A 19,907-nucleotide genomic window follows, 5' to 3' on the forward strand; every position below is an offset into this window, starting at 1 on the left:
TCAGGCCACCCGGGGTCAGCGCCAGCCGAGCCCCGGAGCCACCTCGGTGAGCAGCGACCCGAGCAGGTGGGCGTTGTAGTCGACCCCCAACTGGTTGGGGACGGTGAGCAGCAGGGTGTCCGCAGCAGCGATCGCTTCGTCGTCGGCCAGTTGCTCGACCAGCACGTCGGGCTCGGCGGCGTACGAACGACCGAAGACGGCCCGCAGCTGCGGCTCGATCTGTCCGACCTGGTCGCGGCTGTTGCCGTCGCGGCCGAAGTAGGCGCGGTCCTGGTCGGTGGTGATCGGCATGATCGACCGGCTCACCGAGACCCGGGGCTCCCAGTCGTGGCCGGCCTTGGCCCACTCGTCGTGGAACGCGTCGATCTGCTTGCGCTGCTGGACGTGGAAGGGCTCACCGGACTCGTCGGCGACGAGGGTGGAGCTCATGAAGTTCATGCCCTGCTGTGCGGTCCAGCGGACCGTCGCCTCCGAGGCCGCGCCCCACCAGATCCGTCGCCGCAGGCCAGGCGAGTGGGGCTCCACGCGGAGCAGCCCGGGCGGGTTGGGAAACATTGGGCGCGGGTTCGGCTCGGCGAACCCCTTCCCACGCAGCACGTCGAGGAAGACACGGGTGTGACGACGTGCCATGTCCGCGTGGTCCTCGCCTTCCCCCGGCCCGTAGCCGAAGTAGCGCCATCCGTCGACGACCTGCTCCGGTGATCCTCGACTGATGCCGAGCTGGAGCCGGCCACCGGAGATCAGGTCGGCCGCGCCGGCGTCCTCCGCCATGTAGAGCGGGTTCTCGTAGCGCATGTCGATCACGCCGGTCCCGATCTCGATCCGCGAGGTCTTCGCGCCGATCGCGGCGAGCAGCGGGAACGGCGAGGCGAGCTGCCGCGCGAAGTGGTGCACGCGGAAGTAGGCCCCGTCCCCACCCAACTCCTCGGTCGCGACCGCGAGGTCGATCGACTGCAGCAAGGTGTCGGCGGCGGAGCGCACCTGCGAGTGCGGGGAGTCGGTCCAGTGACCGAAGTTGAGGAACCCAATCTTCTTCATGACTGGTTCAACAATCAACCATGCAGTTCATTCCCGCGTCCTTCTCCGGAACGCGTTCAGCGCCAACGGGGCGAGCACCACGGTCAGGGCGACAGTCCAGATGAACGTCGAGAGCACCGGATGCTGCAGGGGCAGGGCCGCGTCGGGGCCGACCGGCACTGTGTTCCCCCAGAGCTCGCGGATGGCCTGGACCAGGGACGAGATCGGGTTCCACTCGGCCACGACGCGCAGGTAGGTCGGCATCCGCTCGGTGGGCGCGAACGCGTTGGAGAGGAAGGTGATGGGAAACATCACGGTGAACATCACCCCGTTGACCGCCTCGACGGACCTCATCGACGAGCCCACCAAGATCCCCAGCCAGATCATCGCGAAGGCCCACAGGACGAGCAGCCCGTACGCAAGCACCGCGTCGAGGAAGGAGCCGCGGATCCGCCACCCCACGACCAACCCGGTGAAGCTCATCACCACGATGCCCAGGGAGGAGTGGACCAGGCTCGACAGGCTGCGCCCCACCAACACGGCCGAGAGATGGATCGGCAGCGACCGCATCCGGTCGACGATCCCCTTCTCGATGTCGGCGGTCAGCCCGACGGCCACGATGAAGGAGGCGAACGCCATCGTCTGGGCCATGATCCCACCCAGCAGCCACTCGCGGTAGCCGTCCGGGGCGCCCTGGACCGCGATGGCGCCACCGAACACGTACGCGAAGAGCAGCACGAACATCACCGGCTGCAGGGTGACGTCGAGCAGCATCTCCGGCATCCGGCGGATGTGGATCAGGTTGCGGCGGGTGATCGCCCACGACTGCTGCCACAGCGAGGTGCGTTGGATCTGGGGGCGTTCGACGATGCTTCCCGGGCTCATGCCGGCACCTCTTCCTCAGCAGTGTCGGCCACGTCTTCGGCCCGGCGACCGGTCAGGTGGAGGAACACGTCGTCCAGACTGGGGCGCTGGAGCCCGAGGTCGTCCAGATCGATACCACTGCCGTCGAAGGCCGCGACGGCCTTCGTGACGTCGCCCAACCCCTCGGCCGGGGTGGTCAGCCGTCGCGCGGCGGCGTCGACGTGCACCTCGGCGCTGATGCCACGCAGCAGGCCCTCGGCCCTGCCCAGGTCCTCGGCGCTCGACACCGTCACCACCAGCGCAGCCCGTCCGGACGCATCCTTCAGCTGCAGTGGCGTCCCTTCGGCGATCACTGTGCCGCGGTCGATGACCACGATGTTGTCGGCCAACTGGTCGGCCTCCTCGAGGTACTGGGTGGTGAGCAGCAGCGTTGTGCCGTCGTTGACGAGACTGCGCAGCACCTCCCACAGCTCGACCCGGCTGCGCGGGTCCAGCCCGGTGGTCGGCTCGTCGAGGAAGAGCACCGGCGGAGTCGCGACCAGACTCACCGCGAGGTCCAGTCGGCGCCGCATCCCCCCGGAGTACGTCTTGACCACGCGGCGGGCGGCATCGGTCAGCGAGAAGCGCTCCAACAGGTCGTCGGAGACCCGTTTCACCGTGGCCCGGTCCAGCCCGTAGAGGCGCCCGACGAGCTGGAGGTTCTCCGTGCCGGTGAGCAGCTCGTCCACGGTCGCCGTCTGGCCAGTCAGGCCCATCGAGCGTCGTACGCCGTCCGGGTCCTTCGTGACGTCGAACCCGGCCACCCGGGCCGTGCCGCTGGTGGGCCGGGTCAGGGTGGTCATCATCCGTACGGTCGTCGTCTTACCGGCCCCGTTGGGGCCCAGGAGCCCCAGCACCGACCCCGTCGGCACCGAAAAGCTGACTCCGTCGACGGCGACGGTGTCGCCGAAGTGCTTCACGAGGTCGACCGCCTCGATCGCGGTCTCGACCGACCTTGCGGTGCTTGTCATCAATGTCTCCAGTCGTGCGCCGCCCCTCGACGCCCGAGTCACCACCGTACGCGGATCGCAGGGCGCCGCCAATAGGTTTATTTGATGGCCCGAGACCAGTTCACACAGACGTCACATGAGCGTCACATGGACGCAGCGAGCGCTTCCTAACCTCTTCACAGGGCTCCTGCAAGGGCCGCCCCGGTCTCCCTCCCACAGCGTCGTGGCGGGCGACCGGGGCGTTTTGCTGAGTGGCCACCACGCCGGGCTCCCGGTGGAACGCCTCGCTAGGGTAAAGAGACGCGCGTTCAGGAGGCCTGATGTTCACCGCACACCGACTCACCGGCATCGCCGCCTCGGCTGCCCTTGCCCTCACGTTGAGTGGCTGCACCGGCTCTCCGGAGACCGACCCGACCACCGAACCGACCCCCACTCCTGCCGAGTCCGAGTCGCCCACGGAGTCGGCTGAGCCGACCCCCGCACCGGTCGAGCTCACCGACACCATCGCCACCGACCTGGCCGTCCCCTGGGGGCTCGCCTTCCTGCCGGACGGATCAGCGCTCGTGACCGAGCGGGACCGGCAGCGCGTCCTCCACCTGACTCCCGACGGGGACCAGTGGGACACCCGGCGAGTCGCGACGATCGACGGGGTGGGTGACAGCCAGGAGGGCGGACTGCTCGGCATCGCGGTCTCCCCCACCTTCGCGGACGACCAGCAGGTGTTCCTGTACCTCACCTCCCGGACCGACAACCGGGTCCTGCGTGGGGAGTTCGTCAGGGGCCGGCTGCGCAACCTCGAGCCAGTGCTGACCTCGATCCCCCGCGCCGACTACCACGACGGTGGACGCATCGCCTTCGGTCCCGACGGTTTCCTGTACGTGGCCACCGGCGACGCGGGCGAGCCTGAACTGGCCCAGGAGACCCAGTCGTTGGCCGGCAAGATCCTGCGCATCAACACCGACGGTGAGCCTGCTCCCGGCAATCCGACGGCCGACTCACCGGTCTGGTCGCTCGGCCACCGCAACATCCAGGGTCTCGCCTGGGACGACGACGACCAGTTGTGGGCGAGCGAGTTCGGCCAGGACAACTTCGACGAGCTGAACAAGATCGAGTCCGGCGGCAACTACGGCTGGCCCCTGCTCGAGGGGCGCGCCGCAGACAACGCCACCGCCGAGGGCAGTGAGGGTTTCGTCGACCCCGTGGCGACGTGGACGACCGACGAGGCCTCCCCGTCCGGTCTGGCGTGGGCCGACGGATCCCTGTGGTTGGGAGCGCTGCGCGGCACCCGGCTCTGGCAGGTGACCATCGATCCTCGCGGCGGCGCCAGGACCACGCCCCACTTCGTGGGTGAGTACGGCCGACTGCGCACCGTCGTCACCACGCCCGAGGGCAACCTGTGGGTCACCACCTCGAACCGCGACGGGCGCGGCGATCCGGCCCCGGACGACGACCAGATCATGCAGGTCGCCCCCGGGACGGGACAGTCGACCTCAGAAGACGCGTCGCCCACGCCCACCCCCGAAGACGCGTCCCCCACCCCAGAGGACGCGTCCCCGACCTCAGGAGGCGGTCCGACTCCTGACAACGACCGCCCGACGGGCAGCACGCCGTAGCGTGGTCAGCACCGCCGGACCCAGGAAGCCGATCGCCAGCGCATTGGTGATCGCCCGGCCGGTGTCCCAACTGCCGGTGGACGTCACCAGCGAGTAGAGCCCGAAGCGGTGCAGGTTCTCCATCAACGGCGCTCCGGTCACGTACGACAGCTCGGTGGCCTCGTAGCCGGGCACCTCGATGCCCAACGCCAACGGCCATCCCCACATGTTCATCGCCAGGCCGTAGAGGTAGGCGGCGAGGATCCCGTAGACGACCAGCATCGCGATCTCGGCGCGGCCACCCACGCGGCGAGGGAGCAGCCCTGCTCCCATCCCGACCCATCCCGAGACCAGCATCTGGAAGGGCAGCCACGGTCCGACGCCTGCGGTGAAGAGCGCGGAGACGAAGAGTGACGTGCAGCCCAGCACGAACCCGAAGGCGGGGCCGAAGACCCGGCCGCCGAGGATGAGCAGGAAGAAGATCAGTTCGATCCCGGCCACCCCCGCTCCGAGGCCACGCATCACTCCATTGATCGCGGAGAGCAGGCCCAGGATCGCGAGCACCCGGGCATCCATCCCGCCCTCGGTCATCTCGGCGAGGACCATGAGCAACAGCAACGGCATCAGGGCCAGGAAGAGGAAGGGCGGGTCGACGCGCACGCCGTCCGGCACCTCCAGCAGCAGGGGCCAGCCGAGCATCATCACCCCGACCACGGAGACCAGCAGCAGCATCAGGGCGGAACGGGGACCGATCCGCATCGAGTTGTCGCGCCGGGGCACGGCTGCCGTGGCGGTGGCCTCGTCCGCACTCATCCGAGGACCTCGTCCAGCACAGCGGCGACCTCGTCCACCCGCAGCCAGGGCGCGCCGAGCACCTTGGTGACCTGCGGGGCGAACGACGGCGACTCGGCGACCACCGCGCGGGTCGGCCCGTCGGAGACCACCTCGCCCTCGGCGAGCACCACGACCCGGTCACAGGTCTGGGCCACGAACTCCACGTCGTGGGTCGCGACGAGCACCGCGTGCCCCTCGTCGGCCAACGTACGCAGCATCGAGGCGAGCGCTGCCTTGCCCGGGTAGTCGAGCCCGCGGGTCGGCTCGTCCAGGAGCAGCACCGGTGGCCTGGTGGTCAGCACCACGGCCACGGCCAGCGCCAGTTTCTGGCCCTCGGAGAGGTCGCGCGGATGGGTGGTCGGATCGATGCCCGGGGCGAGGCGTTCGAGCAGGTCGCGGCAGTGACCCGGCTGGGCCCCGGCCGCGTCGTCGGCTGCCCGGCACTCGTCGACGACGCTCTCCAGGTAGAGCAGGTCGGCGGCCGTCTGCGGCACCATGCCGCTCAGCAGCCGGCGCCGGTCGCCGCCCACCGTGTGGGGGTCGAGGCCCGCCGTCTCGACGGTGCCGGAGACCCGCCCGAGCCGGCCCTGCAAGGCCCACAGCAGGGTCGACTTGCCGGCACCGTTGCGACCCATCAACGCAATCACCCGGCCGGGGTGCAGGGTGAGGTCCACCCCGGTCAGCACGGGAGTACGCCCCTGGGCCACCACCAGCGAGCGCGCCGACGACGCCGGGGGGCCGGTCGGCTGGTCGCGGTCGACGGGAGCTGGTCGGCCGTCCTGGATCGACTCATCGAGGCGCTCGCGCAGGGAGACCGCACGACGGCGCGCGTCACGTACGGTCAGGGGCAGCGGCCGCCAGCCGGCCAGGCGCCCCAGGTCGACCAGCGGCGGGGCGATCGGCGAGGTCTCCAGGATGGTCTGCGGCTCGTCGACCTGAACGCTGCCGTCGGGCCGCAGGAGCACCATCCGGTCGGCGAAGGGGACGACGCGTTCGATCCGGTGCTCGGCGACGAGCACCGAGACCCCGAGGTCGTGGACGAGGCGGGTGAGGATCGCGAGCACGTCCTCGGCCGCCGTGGGATCGAGGGCGGACGTGGGCTCGTCGAGCACGAGCAGGCGTGGATGCATGGTCAGGACCGCCCCGATGGCGACGCGCTGCTGCTCACCTCCCGACAGGGTCCGCAGGTCCCGATGGCGCAGGTCGGCGATGCCCAGCAGGTCGAGGGTCTCCTCGACGCGGCGTCGCATGGTGGCGGGCGGCAGGCCCAACTGCTCCATGCCGTAGGCCAACTCCTCCTCGACCGTGTCGGTGACGAACCAGGCGGCCGGGTTCTGCCCGACGAAGCCGATCCGGTCGGCGCGCTCGCGGGCCGGGAGCTCGAGGATGCTCATCCCGTCCCAGAGGACCTCTCCGACCAGGGTGCCGCCGGTGTAGTCGGGGACGAGACCCGCGACCACCCCGAGCAGCGTCGACTTCCCCGAGCCCGTGGCACCGGTCAGCAGGACGAACTCGCCGTCGGTGATCTCGAGGTCGACGTGGTCGAGGACCGTGCGGTCCTCGTAGCGGAACTCGATGCCCTTCAACTGGATCATCGGGCCACCTCCTCGGGAGTGCGCGCGCGACGAGAAGCCGCATCCGGGGCGCTGCGCGGCACGGTCCGGTTGGCGACCGTCGGGGCCGGTGGCGCCACCAGGATCGGCACCAGGGCCACCAGCGGAGCGCACAGTGCGAGCAGGGTGATCTGGGGCAGCACCTCGACCCCGGGGTGGGCGATGGAGCCGGACGTACGCCCCACCCACCAGACGAGGACGGCGGTGAGGACCGCGGAGCCCGCGATCAGGAGCTCGGCCTGCTGCCACTTCTCGGGGCGGTAGCGCGTGCGCTGCACCCGCCTCCCTGCGCTGGCCATGCCGAGCACCGCGCACAGGGCACCGAGGCCGAGCATCGGGAGCCCGATCCAGGCCGGTGTGGTCGAGTCGAGGAAGCCGTACACCCCGACGCAGGTGCCGAGCAGCGCCGTCACCATCAGCGCCCCCGTGACGCGCCGCGCCTTCGGGTCGGTCCCGCCGGCTCGCCCGTACCCGCGCGCGTCCATGCCCGCAGCCAGGGCCAGCGACCGGTCGAAAGCATCCTCCAGGACCGGGACGAGGAGCCGGCGGAGTCCACGGATCCGACCGGGCTCTCCCCCACGCAACTCCTGGGCATGCTTGACCCTGCGCGCGCTGTCGACCAGTTGGGGCAGCACGGAGACGGCGACCACCATGGCGCTGCCGATCTCGTACAGGGCCGGGGGCATCACCTTGAGCAGGCGCTTGGGATTCGCCAGCGCGTTGGCTGCTCCGAAGGCCAACAGGATGCAGGCCAGTTGCATGCCGTCGTACAGGCCGGCCAGGATCTGCTCGCGGGTGGCCGGGCCGAGCAGCTGGATGCCTGCGGCCCACTCGGGCAGCGGCACGCTGGGCAGGCGGAAGAGCACGTGCCCCACCTCGGAGCCGCCGAGCAGGACCCGGAAGAAGACCCGGATGACGACCGTGATGACGGCCAACCAGAGGTACAACTTGAACGCGCGCGCCCACGGTCCGTCCCCCCGACAGCTGACCACCACGAGGCAGGTGACTGCCACGAGGAGGCCGAGCAGCCAGGGGCTGGTGGTCATCGAGGCGGCGGCAGCAATGCCCACCGCCCAGGTCCACCAGGCCACCGGGTGCAGTTCCCTGGGGAACCGCACCCTCTTCGGCGACGTACTCATGTCAGGTCCCGTCCGCCTCAGGACACGCGTCGACGTACGACGACGGCTCCGGCAGCGACGAGGACCGCCACGACGACCAACGCCGGGACCCACAGCGGCAGACCGTCGTCGGTCGTTGCCGAGGTCGCCTGTACGTCCTCGGGTCCGGACTCGATCTGGTCCGCGGTGGGCAGGCCGGGGTCGACCTCCACCGACTCTCCCGGTGAGGGGGTCTCGGAGTCCGGTGACGGGCTCGCGCTGGGTCCATCGCTGGGTGCGTCACTGGGCCCATCGCTGGCCTCGGCGCTCGGTGTCGCGTCCGCCGAGGCCCTCGGGGAGGCAGCCACGCCGCCCCGGTTCGGGCTCGAGGCCGGCGCCTTCGGTTGGCTCTGCCTCGGCGCGCTGGCCCTGCTCGGGGTCGGCTTCGGTTTCGGGGCCTTCGTCGGCTCCGCCTTCGGGACCCGTGAGCCGGGCACGGTGGCAGGCGGCTGGGAACGACCGCTGCCCTGGTGCCAGGCCAGCGCCACGTAGCCACCCTCGGGGACCCGCAGTGAGTCGACCCCGCGGGAGGAGTAGACCCAGTTGCCGCCCTTGCCGTCGGCCCACCAGACACCCCAGTAACGATCAGCCGGAGCGGCCTCGACGCAGGGGTCGGAGGCCGGGGCGCCGTTGACCCGGCAGACAAAGCCCGGCGACTTGGTCGCCATCGTCAGCGAGTAGCCGGCGTCGGCGAGGATCGCACGCGCCCGTTGTCCTCCGGTCGAGGAGTCACAACCTGCTGTGAGACCTCCACCGAGCTCGGCGAAGTCGACCACGACGGTGACTCCCCCGCTCCCGGAGCAGGCTGCAGCCTGGGCCGGCGCGGTGGCCAGCCACGGCGTCACCGCCGCGCCCAAAAAGAGCGCGACGGCGACGAGGAGACGGCGTGACTTCATCGAACCCGGATCCTGGTGGCGCCCTTGCGGGTCTGGTACTGACCTGTGACGCTCACCTTCGCGATGCCGCGCTTCTTGCCGACCGAGACCTTCTTGGCGAAGACACCCTTCGAGTTGGCCTTGCCGCTCGCCCGCTTCTTGCCGCGCACCTTCACGGTGACCTTCTCGCCGGCGGCGAGCCCGCGTACGGTGACCTTCCTCTTCGACCCTGCCTTGGCGCTCTTCGCGGCCCTGACCTTGAACTTCTTCTTGCCGAGCACCCGGACGGTGTCCTTGACCTTGCCGCTGGCGCTGCGGACCGCGACGGCACGCTTGCCGGCCTTGGCCTTGGCCAGCTTGACGGTCAGGGTCTTGCCGGTGCCGATGATCGACTTCGTGCCGGCTGCGCCGGTCACGCAAGCACGCTCCCCAGCAGCCAGACCCGTGACGGTGTAGGTGACGGTCCTGCCGGCCTTGGCGAACTTGGCAGCGGTCACTGCGTCCTTCGCGGTGGCCGCGGGGGCCGCGGCGAGGGCGGGAAGCGCCTGGACTCCGGCGATCACCCACTGCGAGCGGTCGAGCGGGTCGGCGATGCCGTAGGTGACGCCGTCCGTCCAACCGAGGTCGTCATAGGCAACGGCGCCGGCTTCCTTGCTCAGTTTGCCGTCGCAGCCGCTGACCACCTGGCGGGCGCGCAGCCAGGTCGCAGCCTTCGCCGCGGCGGTGTCGTGACCGAGCTCCGCGAGCGCCCACCCAGCCAGTCCGGTGGTGTTGGCGTTCGTCCCGTTGCCGGGGTCGGTGAAGCCGCCGTCGTTGGCCTGCTGGGCCAGCAGCCAGGCGCCTGCCTGGTCGAGGGCCGCCTTGATCTCAGGATCGCCGGCCGCGAGCGAGGCGAGCTGGATCGCGACGATGGCCGTCGTGTCGGGGCTCTGCTTCGCCGGCTCGGCCGGTGAGGCCGAGTCGCACGACTGAGCCGTGGATGACTTGTCCGTGTTGAAGTACAGGCGGAAGAAACCGGCGTCGCACTGCTGGTCGAGGAGGTAGTCGGTGACCGCGGCGGCCTTTGTGCTACCGACCTCGGTCAACGCGCTGGCCGCGAAAGCCTGGCCGATGGAGTTGGCGTAGTCGCCGTAGGCGGAGGCGTCCTGGAGACGGCCGGAGACCGGAGCCTCGGAGAGCACGGTGTCCTCCACGCGTGAGGTGAGGTCAACGCCGCCGAAGGTTGCCGGATCGCGCTTCTGGTCCACTGCGAGCGCCAGCGCCTTGGCGGAGGAACCGGAGTACACCTCGCCGTCGGAGCCGGCGTACGAACCGAGGTTCGCGGCGATCGCGTCGGTGATGGCGGAGACCTTCGGCTGATCCTGCTCCACGGCCGAGAGGGCCAGCGCCAGGTCGATGCTGTTGCCGTAGGACGGCCCCGAGAAGGTCTCACCGTCGTACGAGGAGGCGATCTCGAGCAGGCTGTCGGCGTTGAGCTCGCCGACCAGCCACTTCGCGGACGCCGCGGCGGGCGCGGGGTCGGAGGGTGCCGCAGAAGGAGTGGCGGCGGTGCCGGGGCCGGTGATGGCCATCGCGCTGAGGGCGACGGCGGAGCTGGCCAGGACTGCGACGGTGCGACGCAGGGTGTGCATGTGGTTCCTTCCCGCTGCACCAGCGGGAAGGCTCCGACGAGGAGACGAACCCGCTGTTTTCCACGACAGCGTTCTGTTCGGTACGCGTCGTCAAGGGCGTTCCGGCTCACACGGTCGGGACCGTGCCTACGGTTGCGGGTCAGCGCCGGACTTGGACCGGCTTTCCCCGTGACGGGCGTTCAAAGGTGTGGCGGCGGTTGCCGCAACCTCTGCACTGTACCCCTGATTCGGGGCGCCGTTGGCAGCTGCCCACGGCGCAACGTGTGACGATCTGGCCACTCAGGCAACCGGATCGTCACACGTTGCACGGGCAGGAAGTGGACGTGGCTCTGGGCAGGGCGGATCTACCTCAGGTGAGCTTCTCGATGATCAGCTCGCGCACCCGGCCGGCGTCGGCCTGGCCGCGCATCTCCTTCATCACCGCACCGATCAGGGCGCCGGCAGCGGCGACCTTGCCGTCGCGGATCTTGTCGGCGACGTCGGGGTTGGCCTCGATCGCCGCCTCGACCGCTGCGGAAAGCGCACCGTCGTCGGAGACCATGGCCAGACCACGCTTCTCGATGACCTCGTCCGGGGTGCCCTCGCCGGCGATGATCCCCTCGAAGACCGAACGGGCGAGCTTGTCGTTGATCGTCTTCGCCTCGACGAGCGCCTGCACCCGGGCCACGTCGGCGGGGGTGACGCCCAGGGCGCCGATCTCAACGCCGTCCTCGTTGGAGCGACGGGCCAGCTCTCCGAGCCACCACTTGCGGGCGGCCTGGGGTGCGGCGCCGGCGGCGATCGTCTCCTCGACGAGGCCCAGGGCACCCGCGCCGACGGTGTCGCGCATGTCGAGGTCGCTGAAGCCCCACTCGATCTGCAGGCGAGCCCGCTTCTCGGTCGGGTTCTCCGGAAGGGTGGCTCGCAACTCCTCGACCCACTCGCGTGACGGGGCGACCGGGACCAGGTCCGGCTCGGGGAAGTAGCGGTAGTCGTCGGCGTCCGACTTCTCGCGGCCACTGGTGGTGACGCCGGTGTCCTCGTGCCAGTGGCGGGTCTCCTGCAGGATCGAGCCGCCGCCAGCCAGGATCGCGCCGTGGCGCTGCATCTCGTGGATCACGGCACGTTGGACGCTGCGCAGCGAGTTGACGTTCTTGGTCTCCGTACGGGTGCCGAGCTTGTCAGCACCCTTCGGAGCCAACGACAGGTTGACGTCGGCGCGGATCGACCCCTGGTCCATGCGGGCATCCGAGACGCCGAGGGCCAGGATCAGCTCGCGGAGCTGGGCGACGTACGCCTTGGCGATGGCCGGGGCCTTCGCGCCCGCGCCCTGGATCGGCTTGGTGACGATCTCGATCAGCGGGATACCAGCCCGGTTGTAGTCGACCAACGAGAAGTCGGCGCCATGGATGCGACCGGTGGCGCCGCCGACGTGCAGCGACTTGCCGGTGTCCTCCTCCATGTGGGCGCGCTCGATCTCCACCCGGAAGACCTCGGGCTCGCCGTCGTCGCCCTCGATGGTGACGTCCATGTAGCCCTCGAAGGCGATCGGCTCGTCGTACTGCGAGGTCTGGAAGTTCTTCGGCATGTCCGGGTAGAAGTAGTTCTTCCGGGCGAAGCGGCACCACTCAGCGATCTCGCAGTTGAGCGCGAGACCGATCCGGATGGCGGCCTCGACCGCCTTGGCGTTGACCACCGGCATCGCGCCGGGAAGCCCCAGGCAGGTCGGGCAGACCTGGCTGTTGGGCTCGCCGCCGAAGACGGCCGGGCAGCCGCAGAACATCTTGGTGTTGGTGTTCAGCTCGACGTGGACCTCCAGGCCCAGCGCCGGGTCGAACGTCGCCAGGACCTCGTCCAGGCCCATCAGGGTCGCGGCGTTCATGCCTGGACACCTTCCAACTCAGGGAGGCGGTCCAGGATCGGGCCACCCCAGTTCTTCTCGAGCAGGGCCTCCAACGCAGCACCGACGCGGTAGAGGCGCGCATCCTCAGTCACGGGAGCCAGGATCTGGAAGCCGGACGGCAGCCCGTCCTCCTCGGCGAGGCCGTTGGGCAGGCTGATCCCGGGGACACCGGCCAGGTTGGCCGGGATCGTGGCGAGGTCGTTGAGGTACATCGCCAGCGGGTCGTCGGTCTTCTCGCCCAGCTTGAAGGCGGTGGTCGGCGACGTCGGGCTGACCAGCACGTCGACCGACTCGAAGGCCTTGTCGAAGTCCTGGGTGATGAGCGTGCGGACCTTCTGCGCCTGGCCGTAGTAGGCGTCGTAGTAGCCGCTGGACAGCGCGTACGTGCCCAGGATGATGCGGCGCTTCACCTCGTCGCCGAAGCCGGCGTCGCGGCTGGCCCGCATCACGTCCTCCGCGCTCGGGTCGCCGTCGGGCACCACGCGCAGGCCGAAGCGCATCGCGTCGAACTTGGCCAGGTTGGACGACGCCTCGCTCGGCATCAAGAGGTAGTACGTCGCCAGCGCGTGCACGAAGTGCGGGCAGGAGACCTCGACGACCTCCGCACCCGCCGAGCGCAGCAGCTCCAGCGACTCGTTGAACTTGGCGAGCACGCCGGCCTGGTAGCCCTCGCCGCCGAGCTCGGTGATCACACCCACGCGTACGCCGGTCAGGTCGCCGCCTGCGCCGTGACGGGCGGCGTCGGCGAGGTCGCCGACAGGGGCGTCGATCGAGGTCGAGTCGAGCGGGTCGTGACCGCCGATCACCTCGTGCAGGAGCGCGGAGTCCAGGACCGTACGGGTGACCGGGCCGACCTGGTCGAGCGAGTTGGCCATGGCGATCAGGCCGTAGCGCGAGACCCCGCCGTAGGTGGGCTTGACGCCGACCGTGCCGGTGACGGCGCCGGGCTGGCGGATGGAGCCGCCGGTGTCGGTGCCGATCGCGAGCGGCGCCTCGAAGGCGGCCACGGCGGCGGCCGAGCCACCACCGGAGCCACCGGGGATCCGGCTCTGGTCCCAGGGGTTGCGGGTGGGGCCGAAAGCGGACTGCTCGGTGGAGGATCCCATCGCGAACTCGTCCATGTTGGTCTTGCCCAGGATCGGCAGACCGGCGTCCTTCAGCTTCTTGACCACGGTCGCGTCGTAGGGCGGGATCCAGCCCTCGAGGATCTTCGATCCGGCGGTGGTCGGCGTGCCGATGGTGGTCAGGATGTCCTTGACCGCGATCGGTACGCCGTCGAGGCGCGACGCCGGGATGCCCGCGGCGCGGCGCTCGTCGGAGGCCTTGGCCTGGGCCAGCGCTCCTTCGGCGTCGACGTGCAGGAAGGCGTGCACGCCGGAGTCTGCGTCACCGTCGACCGCAGCGATGCGGTCGAGATGGGCCTGGGTCAGCTCGACGCTGGTCACCTCACCGGCGGCCAGGGCGTCAGCCAGCTCGGCGGCGCTCTTCTTGATCCAGCTGCTCACTGCTCGTCCCCCAGAATCCTCGGAACCATGAATCGCTGCTGCTCCGAGGCGGGAGCGGCGGCGAGCGCCTGCTCGGCAGTGAGGCCGGGGCGTACGACGTCCTCACGGAAGACGTTGGTCAGCGGGAGCGCGTGGGAGGTGGGCGGCACGTCGGCGCTCGTCACCTCACTCAACGAGGCGACCGACTCCAGGATCACGCTCAGCTGGGGGGCCAGGTGGTCCAGTTCGGCGTCACTGAGGTCGATCCTGGCCAGATCGGCCAGGTGCGCAACCTCGTCACGGGTAATTTCAGGCATGGAGATCCTTTGTCGCCGACTCACGGTTGGTGCGGTGCTCCGGTGGCACCTGGTGCTCATCCTATTGACTCCGCTCAGGGCACCAACTCCGCGGGACCCGCCCGCACCACAGGCTCACCAGCATCAAGGCGCACCAGGAAGAGGAACACGATGGACCACCCCGTACGACGAGGGCTGAGGCGGAGCTTCGGCGCCGCGCTCCTGGCCCTGACGCTGGCGGGCACGGCGGCCTGTTCGACCCTCGACGACGCGGACCCGGGGTCGTCGTCCGACGACGCCACCTCCGCCGTCGAGGACAAGATCGTCACCCCGAAGCGGTACGTGGCGCTGGGTGACTCCTTCACGTCGGCACCGTTCGTCCCTGATTCCTTCAGCGCGGAAGGGTGCTTCCGCTCGACCGGGAACTATCCCGCCCTGGTGGCCAAGGAGCTGCCGGAGACCGAGGTCGTCGACGTCAGTTGCTCCGGAGCTGACACCACTCACCTGACCGGCCCCCAGAGCACTGCCCTCGGCGGGCAGGTGCCGCCGCAGTTCGAGGCGCTGACGGAGGAGACCGACCTGGTCACCGTCGGTATCGGCGGCAACGACTTCGAGGTCTACGGCACGATGACGTCGACCTGTCCCACCCTGGCTGCTGAGGACCAGCGCGGAGCACCGTGCCGCGACGAGATGCGTCGCGGGGGCAAGGACACCCTGCTCGCCAGCATCGAGCGGACCGGCAAGCGCGTGACGAAGGTCGTCGAGGGGATCCGGGAGCGGAGCCCGGACGCCCGCATCCTGCTGGTCAACTATCCGCAGCTGACGCCGACCAAGGGCAGGTGTGAGGCGCTCCCCCTGGCTCGCGGTGACTACGCCTACAGCGTCGAGGTCGGTGGCCGTCTCGACAGCGTGCTGCGCGACGTGGCGGAGCAGACCGAGGTCGAGCTGGTCGACCTCTGGAGCGCCAGCGAGGGCCACGACATCTGCTCCGACGAGCCGTGGACCAACGGGTCGCTCACTGACTTCGCCCGGGCGTTGGAGTACCACCCGTTCGCGGAGGGACAGCGGGCCGCGGCCGACCTGGTGTTGGAGACGCTCGGTCTGTCCTGACAGGGCTCTCGTGCGGGTGGTTCAGAGTTGCTTCCGCATCTTCACACTGGTCGTTTCGTATCCGGCTGACTCGTACATCGCGCGCGCGACCGCGTTGAACCCGAACACACTGAGTCCCAACGTGCGCGCACCCTGCGCCCGTGCATGGCCTTCAGCGAGCTGCATCGCTGCTCGCCCATGACCCTGGCCTCGGCGCTCTGGCTCGACCACGACATCCCAGACCCACCACGAGGTGCCGTCGCCCGAGTTGTCGCGGCCGATCCAGAGATACCCGACGATGTCGTCCGTGTCGTCGACGAGGTCGAACACAGCGTTGTCAGGGGTGGGAGTACCCGCTGGGAAGGCCCGGTGGAACGCATCACTGGCGTGCTCTTCAGCGGCCCGTGGCGTCTCCCCTACAGCGATCAGGTCCGCCTTGTACTCGGCCTGGCTCCGTTCCCACCACGAGGGAAACCGTTGTGCGGTGATCGGGACGAGTGTGATCGGCATGCGGCCAGTCTGACAGCGGCCCGCGCCTGCCATCCACGGCATCAGCAACACATGCTGGCTGACTCAGGCCTCGGCGGATTCGGTCGTCTCGTCGGCTCCGGCATCACCCAGCCCGGCAGGTCCCTGGGCCAGCAGGGTCTCGAACTCTCCCTCGTTGAGGATCTTCAGCCCGAGCTCCTCGGCCTTGGCGGCCTTGGAGCCGGCGTTCTCGCCCAGCACGACGTAGTCGGTCTTCTTCGACACCGACCCGGCGGCTTTGCCGCCGCGGGCGATGATCGCTTCCTTGACCGAGTCGCGGGTGAAGTTCTCGAGCGATCCGGTCGCCACGATGGTCAGCCCCTCCAGGGTCCGCTCGACGCTCTCGTCGCGTTCGTCGGCCATCGTGACGCCGGCGGCCGCCCACTTGTCGACGATCCCGCGATGCCACTCGGACTCCGCGCCGTCGAACCACTCGCGCACCGAGGCCGCGATGATCGCGCCGACGCCTTCGGTCTCTGCCAGCGTCTGCTCGTCGGCCGAGCGGATTGCGTCCATGGTGCCGAATTCGGTCGCAAGCGCCCGGGCCGCTGTGGGCCCGACGTGACGGATCGACAAGGCCACCAGCACGCGCCAGAGCGGGGCCTTCGTCCGCAGTTGGAGGTTGTCGAGAAGTTTGTGCGCGTTGGCGGTCAACTGAGGCCCCTCCTCCCCCTTCTTCGCCGCGCGGGTGAACAAGGGCGTACGCGCCAGGTCGTCAGCGGTGAGGGCGAAGACGTCGCCCTCGTCGGTCAGGACGCCTGCGTCGAGGAGTGCTCGCGCAGCCTCGTAGCCGAGACCCTCGATGTCGAAGGCGCCGCGCCCTGCGACGTGGAAGACGCGTTCCATCAACTGGGCGGGGCAGGACTGGTGGTTGGGGCAACGGCGGTCCTTGTCGCCGGCCTTCTTCTCGACTAGCTCGGTGCCGCAGGCCGGGCAGTGCGTCGGGGCGACCCACTCGGCCAGCCCTTCGGGGCGCAGGCCCGGGACGGCGCCGAGGATCTCGGGGATCACGTCGCCGGCCTTGCGCAGGATGACGGTGTCGCCGGGGCGTACGTCCTTGCGCTTGACCTCGTAGAAGTTGTGCAGCGTGGCCATCTCCACGGTGGAGCCGGCGACCTTGGTGGGCTCCATCCGTCCGAACGGGGTGACCCGGCCCGTGCGACCCGTGTTGACCTCGATGGCGAGCAGCTTGGCGTGCACCTCCTCCGGCGGGTACTTCCAGGCGATCGCCCAGCGGGGGGCGCGGCTGGTCGATCCGAGGCGACGCTGCAACGAGATGTCGTCGACCTTCACCACCACTCCGTCGATCTCGTGCTCGACCTCGTGACGGTGCTCGCCGTGGTGAGTGATGAAGTCGCGCACCTCGTCCAGAGTCGAGAGGACGCGTGTGCGAGTGCTGGTCGGCAGTCCCCATGCGGCCAAGGCCTCGTACGCGTGGGACTGGGTGTCCGGCTCGAACCCCTCGCGGGCGCCGATGCCGTGGCAGACCATGCCCAGGTCACGGGTGGCGGTCTTGCGGGGGTCCTTCTGCCGCAGCGATCCGGCGGCAGCGTTGCGGGGGTTGGCGAAGGGGGGCTTGCCGGCGTCCAGCATGGAGGCGTTGAGCCGTTCGAAGGCAGCCACCGGCAGGAAGACCTCGCCGCGAACCTCGACCAACTTGGGCACCGGGAATTCGTCGGTGCCGCGCAGTCGGTGTGGGATCGAGTCGATCGTACGGACGTTGGGCGTGACGTCCTCGCCGGTGCGGCCGTCACCGCGAGTGAGGGCGCGGACCAGCTTGCCGTCCTCGTACAGGATGTTGATGGCCAGCCCGTCGACCTTGAGCTCGCAGAGCAGCGCCGGGGTGGCGTTGGTGTCGCGCAGGACGCGTTCGTACCAAGCGTCGAGCTCCTCGTCGGAGAAGGCGTTGTCCAACGACTCCATCCGGGTGAGGTGGTCCACCGGCGTGAAGAGGGTCTCCACCGCGCCGCCGACCTGCTGGGTCGGGGACTCCGGGGTCATCAACTCGGGGAACTGCTCCTCGAGCGCCTCCAACTCGCGCATCTTGGCGTCGAAGTCGGCGTCGGAGAGGTCGGAGGCGTTGCGTACGTAGTACTGCCAGCGCGCGGTCTCGATGATCTCCGCCAACTCGGCATGTCGCTCCAGCGCCTCGGGTGGGGCGGGGACGACGGCTGGCTGCTCTGAGGTCATGGATGAATCCTGCCTGCTGGCACCGTCAATTTCGACGACGGGTGGCCGCGTCCTTTACTGATGGCCGCACACCCCCTCGACGCTCCGCTATATGATCTACGAAAAGGGCCGTCCCAGGCGCCCCGTGAGCACTGCCAAAGGACGACATGACCGACACCCGCCCCTCCAGCACGCCGGCCGAGGGCCCCACCACCCTGGACACCCAGGCACCTCCGGGGATCAACCTCACCAAGGCGCTGGTCCTGATCTCGGTGGTCCAGCTGATGCTGGTCCTCGACAGCACGATCACCAACATCGCGCTCCCCCACATCTCACGCGACCTGGGGCTCACCCAGGTCACCTTGACGTGGGTGGTCACCAGCTATGCGCTGGCGTTCGGTGGCCTGCTGATCCTGGGCGGGCGCCTCGGCGACATGCTCGGCCGGCGGCGTACGTTCACCATCGGCCTGCTGATCTTCGGCGTCGCCTCACTCCTCGGTGGTTTCGCCACCGAGGGTTGGATGCTCCTGGCAGCCCGTTCCCTCCAGGGCGTCGGGGCCGCGTTGGCCTCCCCGGCCGCACTGGCGCTGGTCACCACCACCTTCCCGGCTGGTCCGCCGCGCAACAAGGCGATGGGCGTGTACGCCGCCATGTCCGGGATCGGCGCCGCGATGGGCCTGCTCCTGGGTGGTTGGTTGACCGGCATCGACTCGCTGCTGGGCTTCGACGTCACGGGGTGGCGTCTGACCTTGTTGATCAACGCGCCGATCGGCTTCATCGGGGCCTTCCTGGCTCCCCGCTGGCTGGCCGAGTCGGCACGCAACCGCAACCCACTCGACATCCCAGGCGCGCTGACCGCAACGCTCGGCATGTTCTCGCTGGTGTACGGGCTCACCCGGGCGGGCGATGCCGACGCGGGCTGGACCGCCCCGGAGACCATCTTCTTCCTGGCCGCCGGTGTGCTGCTCCTCGTGGGCTTCATCCTGGTGCAGCGCAAGGTGGCCCAACCGATGCTGCCGCTGCGGATCGTCATGGACCGCACCCGTGGCACGTCGTTTGCCGCGATGTTCTTCGCCGCCATGGCGATGATGTCGATGTTCTACTTCAACGGTCTCTTCGTGCAGCGCATCGTGGGCTACGAGCCCTTCAAGGCCGGCCTCGCCTTCCTGCCCTTCTCGATGTCGGTGATGGTCGGCACGATCGTCGCCGCCAAGCTGGTCGCCAAGGTCTCGATCCGCTACATCACCGGGGTGGGGACCCTGCTGGCGGCCGGCGCGCTCCTCGGCTTCTCCCGCTACTCGGTCGACGACTCCCCCGAGCACGCGGTGTCGCAGTTCCTGGCCAGCCAGAGCGTCGGGGCGGACTCCTTCAACTACATCGCAGACTTCTTCCCCTTCCTGGTCCTGATGGGCCTGGGGATGGGGCTCACCTTCGTGCCGATGACCCTCACCGCGGTGCACGCGATCCGGGCCGAGGAGGCCGGCGTCGGCTCCAGCGTCCTCAACACCGTGACCCAGATCGGTGGCGCCTTCGGACTGGGCCTGCTCAGCACCATCTCGTTGCAGTTCGTCAACCGTCGCTCCGACGAGGTCTCCGACTCGGTCCGCGCCGGTCTGGAGGCGGCCGGGATGAACCCCGATCAGGTGGCTCCCGGGACCGGCACGAGCATGCTCGACCTGGTGCTCTTCCAGGCCACCTTCACCGAGGGCGCCACGGCGGCCTTCATGGCCGCCGCCGGGATGATGGTGCTGGCTTCGGTGATCATGTTCACCTTCATGCGGATCCAGCCGCACGAGCTGGGTCAGGGCAAGAAGCGCGGTGGCGCTGTCGACACGGACACGATGGACGGGGCACCGGCCCAGTCCTGACCTGACCTGCCCCTCCTGC

16 protein-coding genes are annotated in these 19,907 nt (G+C 69.6%); 3 read left to right on the plus strand and 13 right to left on the minus strand.

The features are described 5' to 3' along the window. Nucleotides 1–15 precede the first annotated feature (15 nt). Genes DNK52_RS01850 through DNK52_RS01860 form a run of 3 tightly spaced genes read right to left on the minus strand, consistent with a single transcriptional unit; the run spans nt 16 to nt 2,891 of the window. Nucleotides 16–1,038 carry an LLM class flavin-dependent oxidoreductase gene (locus DNK52_RS01850; protein ID WP_110238967.1) on the minus strand — a complete coding sequence of 341 codons (1,023 nt, stop codon included), beginning with the start codon at nt 1,036–1,038 and terminating at the stop codon, nt 16–18. Between the two features lie 27 nt (nt 1,039–1,065). Further along, entirely contained in the window at nt 1,066–1,902 is an 837-nt protein-coding gene (locus DNK52_RS01855; protein ID WP_110238969.1) for an ABC transporter permease, read from the minus strand. Further along, on the minus strand, nt 1,899–2,891 hold the full coding sequence (locus DNK52_RS01860; RefSeq protein WP_110238971.1) for an ATP-binding cassette domain-containing protein: 993 nt from the start codon (nt 2,889–2,891) through the stop codon (nt 1,899–1,901). Before DNK52_RS01860 ends, DNK52_RS01855 begins: the two co-directional genes overlap by 4 nt. 299 nt (nt 2,892–3,190) lie before the next feature. On the opposite strand from DNK52_RS01860, the gene DNK52_RS01865 reads away from it, so the two are divergent. Then, complete coding sequence (locus tag DNK52_RS01865; RefSeq protein ID WP_110238973.1) at nt 3,191–4,483, plus strand: PQQ-dependent sugar dehydrogenase; 1,293 nt, start codon at nt 3,191–3,193, stop codon at nt 4,481–4,483. Here the strand turns inward: DNK52_RS01865 and DNK52_RS01870 are convergent. From DNK52_RS01870 to gatC, 8 genes are all read right to left on the minus strand, one after another. Beyond that, nucleotides 4,430–5,275 (minus strand): ECF transporter S component, encoded by an 846-nt coding sequence (locus tag DNK52_RS01870; RefSeq protein WP_110238975.1) that lies wholly within the window; start codon nt 5,273–5,275, stop codon nt 4,430–4,432. The two genes, DNK52_RS01865 and DNK52_RS01870, sit on opposite strands and share 54 nt — an antisense overlap. Further along, entirely contained in the window at nt 5,272–6,891 is a 1,620-nt protein-coding gene (locus tag DNK52_RS01875) for an ABC transporter ATP-binding protein (protein ID WP_110238976.1), read from the minus strand. The genes DNK52_RS01870 and DNK52_RS01875 overlap by 4 nt, the downstream gene beginning before the upstream one ends. Then, nucleotides 6,888–8,048 (minus strand): energy-coupling factor transporter transmembrane component T, encoded by a 1,161-nt coding sequence (locus DNK52_RS01880; protein WP_110238978.1) that lies wholly within the window; start codon nt 8,046–8,048, stop codon nt 6,888–6,890. The genes DNK52_RS01875 and DNK52_RS01880 overlap by 4 nt, the downstream gene beginning before the upstream one ends. Nucleotides 8,049–8,065: 17 nt before the next feature. Continuing rightward, nucleotides 8,066–8,962, minus strand: a complete 897-nt coding sequence (locus tag DNK52_RS01885; RefSeq protein WP_110238979.1) for a hypothetical protein — start codon at nt 8,960–8,962, stop codon at nt 8,066–8,068. Further along, a complete protein-coding gene (locus DNK52_RS01890) occupies nt 8,959–10,572 on the minus strand; it encodes a prenyltransferase/squalene oxidase repeat-containing protein (protein WP_110238981.1) in 1,614 nt (537 codons plus the stop codon). The genes DNK52_RS01885 and DNK52_RS01890 overlap by 4 nt, the downstream gene beginning before the upstream one ends. Nucleotides 10,573–10,921: 349 nt before the next feature. Continuing rightward, the gene (gatB, locus tag DNK52_RS01895; RefSeq protein WP_110238983.1) at nt 10,922–12,433 is read right to left on the minus strand and encodes an Asp-tRNA(Asn)/Glu-tRNA(Gln) amidotransferase subunit GatB; all 1,512 of its coding nucleotides are present in this window, start codon (nt 12,431–12,433) and stop codon (nt 10,922–10,924) included. Next, nucleotides 12,430–13,959 carry an Asp-tRNA(Asn)/Glu-tRNA(Gln) amidotransferase subunit GatA gene (gatA, locus tag DNK52_RS01900; protein WP_110238984.1) on the minus strand — a complete coding sequence of 510 codons (1,530 nt, stop codon included), beginning with the start codon at nt 13,957–13,959 and terminating at the stop codon, nt 12,430–12,432. The genes gatB and gatA overlap by 4 nt, the downstream gene beginning before the upstream one ends. Then, nucleotides 13,956–14,255 (minus strand): Asp-tRNA(Asn)/Glu-tRNA(Gln) amidotransferase subunit GatC, encoded by a 300-nt coding sequence (gatC, locus tag DNK52_RS01905; RefSeq protein WP_110238986.1) that lies wholly within the window; start codon nt 14,253–14,255, stop codon nt 13,956–13,958. Before gatC ends, gatA begins: the two co-directional genes overlap by 4 nt. Nucleotides 14,256–14,405: 150 nt before the next feature. On the opposite strand from gatC, the gene DNK52_RS01910 reads away from it, so the two are divergent. Then, the gene (locus DNK52_RS01910) at nt 14,406–15,344 is read left to right on the plus strand and encodes an SGNH/GDSL hydrolase family protein (RefSeq protein WP_110238988.1); all 939 of its coding nucleotides are present in this window, start codon (nt 14,406–14,408) and stop codon (nt 15,342–15,344) included. 21 nt (nt 15,345–15,365) lie between these two features. On the opposite strand, the gene DNK52_RS01915 is transcribed toward DNK52_RS01910, so the two are convergent. Continuing rightward, nucleotides 15,366–15,833 carry a GNAT family N-acetyltransferase gene (locus DNK52_RS01915; protein WP_110238990.1) on the minus strand — a complete coding sequence of 156 codons (468 nt, stop codon included), beginning with the start codon at nt 15,831–15,833 and terminating at the stop codon, nt 15,366–15,368. 63 nt (nt 15,834–15,896) lie between these two features. Next, nucleotides 15,897–18,041 (minus strand): NAD-dependent DNA ligase LigA, encoded by a 2,145-nt coding sequence (ligA, locus tag DNK52_RS01920; RefSeq protein ID WP_110238992.1) that lies wholly within the window; start codon nt 18,039–18,041, stop codon nt 15,897–15,899. 146 nt (nt 18,042–18,187) lie between these two features. Here ligA and DNK52_RS01925 point away from each other — a divergent pair, with 146 nt between their 5' ends. Then, nucleotides 18,188–19,888, plus strand: a complete 1,701-nt coding sequence (locus tag DNK52_RS01925) for an MFS transporter (RefSeq protein WP_110238994.1) — start codon at nt 18,188–18,190, stop codon at nt 19,886–19,888. Nucleotides 19,889–19,907 lie beyond the last annotated feature (19 nt).

The organism is Nocardioides gilvus, from assembly GCF_003194605.1.
Classification (GTDB): Bacteria; Actinomycetota; Actinomycetes; order Propionibacteriales; family Nocardioidaceae; genus Nocardioides; species Nocardioides gilvus.

Excerpts from the sequence above, each read along its gene's own strand:
- DNK52_RS01925 (WP_110238994.1), top strand. The coding sequence starts at position 18,188 with ATGACCGACACCCGCCCCTCCAGCACGCCGGCCGAGGGCCCCACCACC.
- gatC (WP_110238986.1), bottom strand. The coding sequence starts at position 14,255 with ATGCCTGAAATTACCCGTGACGAGGTTGCGCACCTGGCCGATCTGGCC.
- DNK52_RS01870 (WP_110238975.1), bottom strand. The coding sequence starts at position 5,275 with ATGAGTGCGGACGAGGCCACCGCCACGGCAGCCGTGCCCCGGCGCGAC.
- DNK52_RS01855 (WP_110238969.1), bottom strand. The coding sequence starts at position 1,902 with ATGAGCCCGGGAAGCATCGTCGAACGCCCCCAGATCCAACGCACCTCG.
- DNK52_RS01915 (WP_110238990.1), bottom strand. The coding sequence starts at position 15,833 with ATGCCGATCACACTCGTCCCGATCACCGCACAACGGTTTCCCTCGTGG.
- DNK52_RS01850 (WP_110238967.1), bottom strand. The coding sequence starts at position 1,038 with ATGAAGAAGATTGGGTTCCTCAACTTCGGTCACTGGACCGACTCCCCG.
- DNK52_RS01885 (WP_110238979.1), bottom strand. The coding sequence starts at position 8,962 with ATGAAGTCACGCCGTCTCCTCGTCGCCGTCGCGCTCTTTTTGGGCGCG.
- DNK52_RS01860 (WP_110238971.1), bottom strand. The coding sequence starts at position 2,891 with ATGACAAGCACCGCAAGGTCGGTCGAGACCGCGATCGAGGCGGTCGAC.
- DNK52_RS01890 (WP_110238981.1), bottom strand. The coding sequence starts at position 10,572 with ATGCACACCCTGCGTCGCACCGTCGCAGTCCTGGCCAGCTCCGCCGTC.
- DNK52_RS01910 (WP_110238988.1), top strand. The coding sequence starts at position 14,406 with ATGGACCACCCCGTACGACGAGGGCTGAGGCGGAGCTTCGGCGCCGCG.
- DNK52_RS01865 (WP_110238973.1), top strand. The coding sequence starts at position 3,191 with ATGTTCACCGCACACCGACTCACCGGCATCGCCGCCTCGGCTGCCCTT.
- DNK52_RS01880 (WP_110238978.1), bottom strand. The coding sequence starts at position 8,048 with ATGAGTACGTCGCCGAAGAGGGTGCGGTTCCCCAGGGAACTGCACCCG.
- gatB (WP_110238983.1), bottom strand. The coding sequence starts at position 12,433 with ATGAACGCCGCGACCCTGATGGGCCTGGACGAGGTCCTGGCGACGTTC.
- DNK52_RS01875 (WP_110238976.1), bottom strand. The coding sequence starts at position 6,891 with ATGATCCAGTTGAAGGGCATCGAGTTCCGCTACGAGGACCGCACGGTC.
- ligA (WP_110238992.1), bottom strand. The coding sequence starts at position 18,041 with ATGACCTCAGAGCAGCCAGCCGTCGTCCCCGCCCCACCCGAGGCGCTG.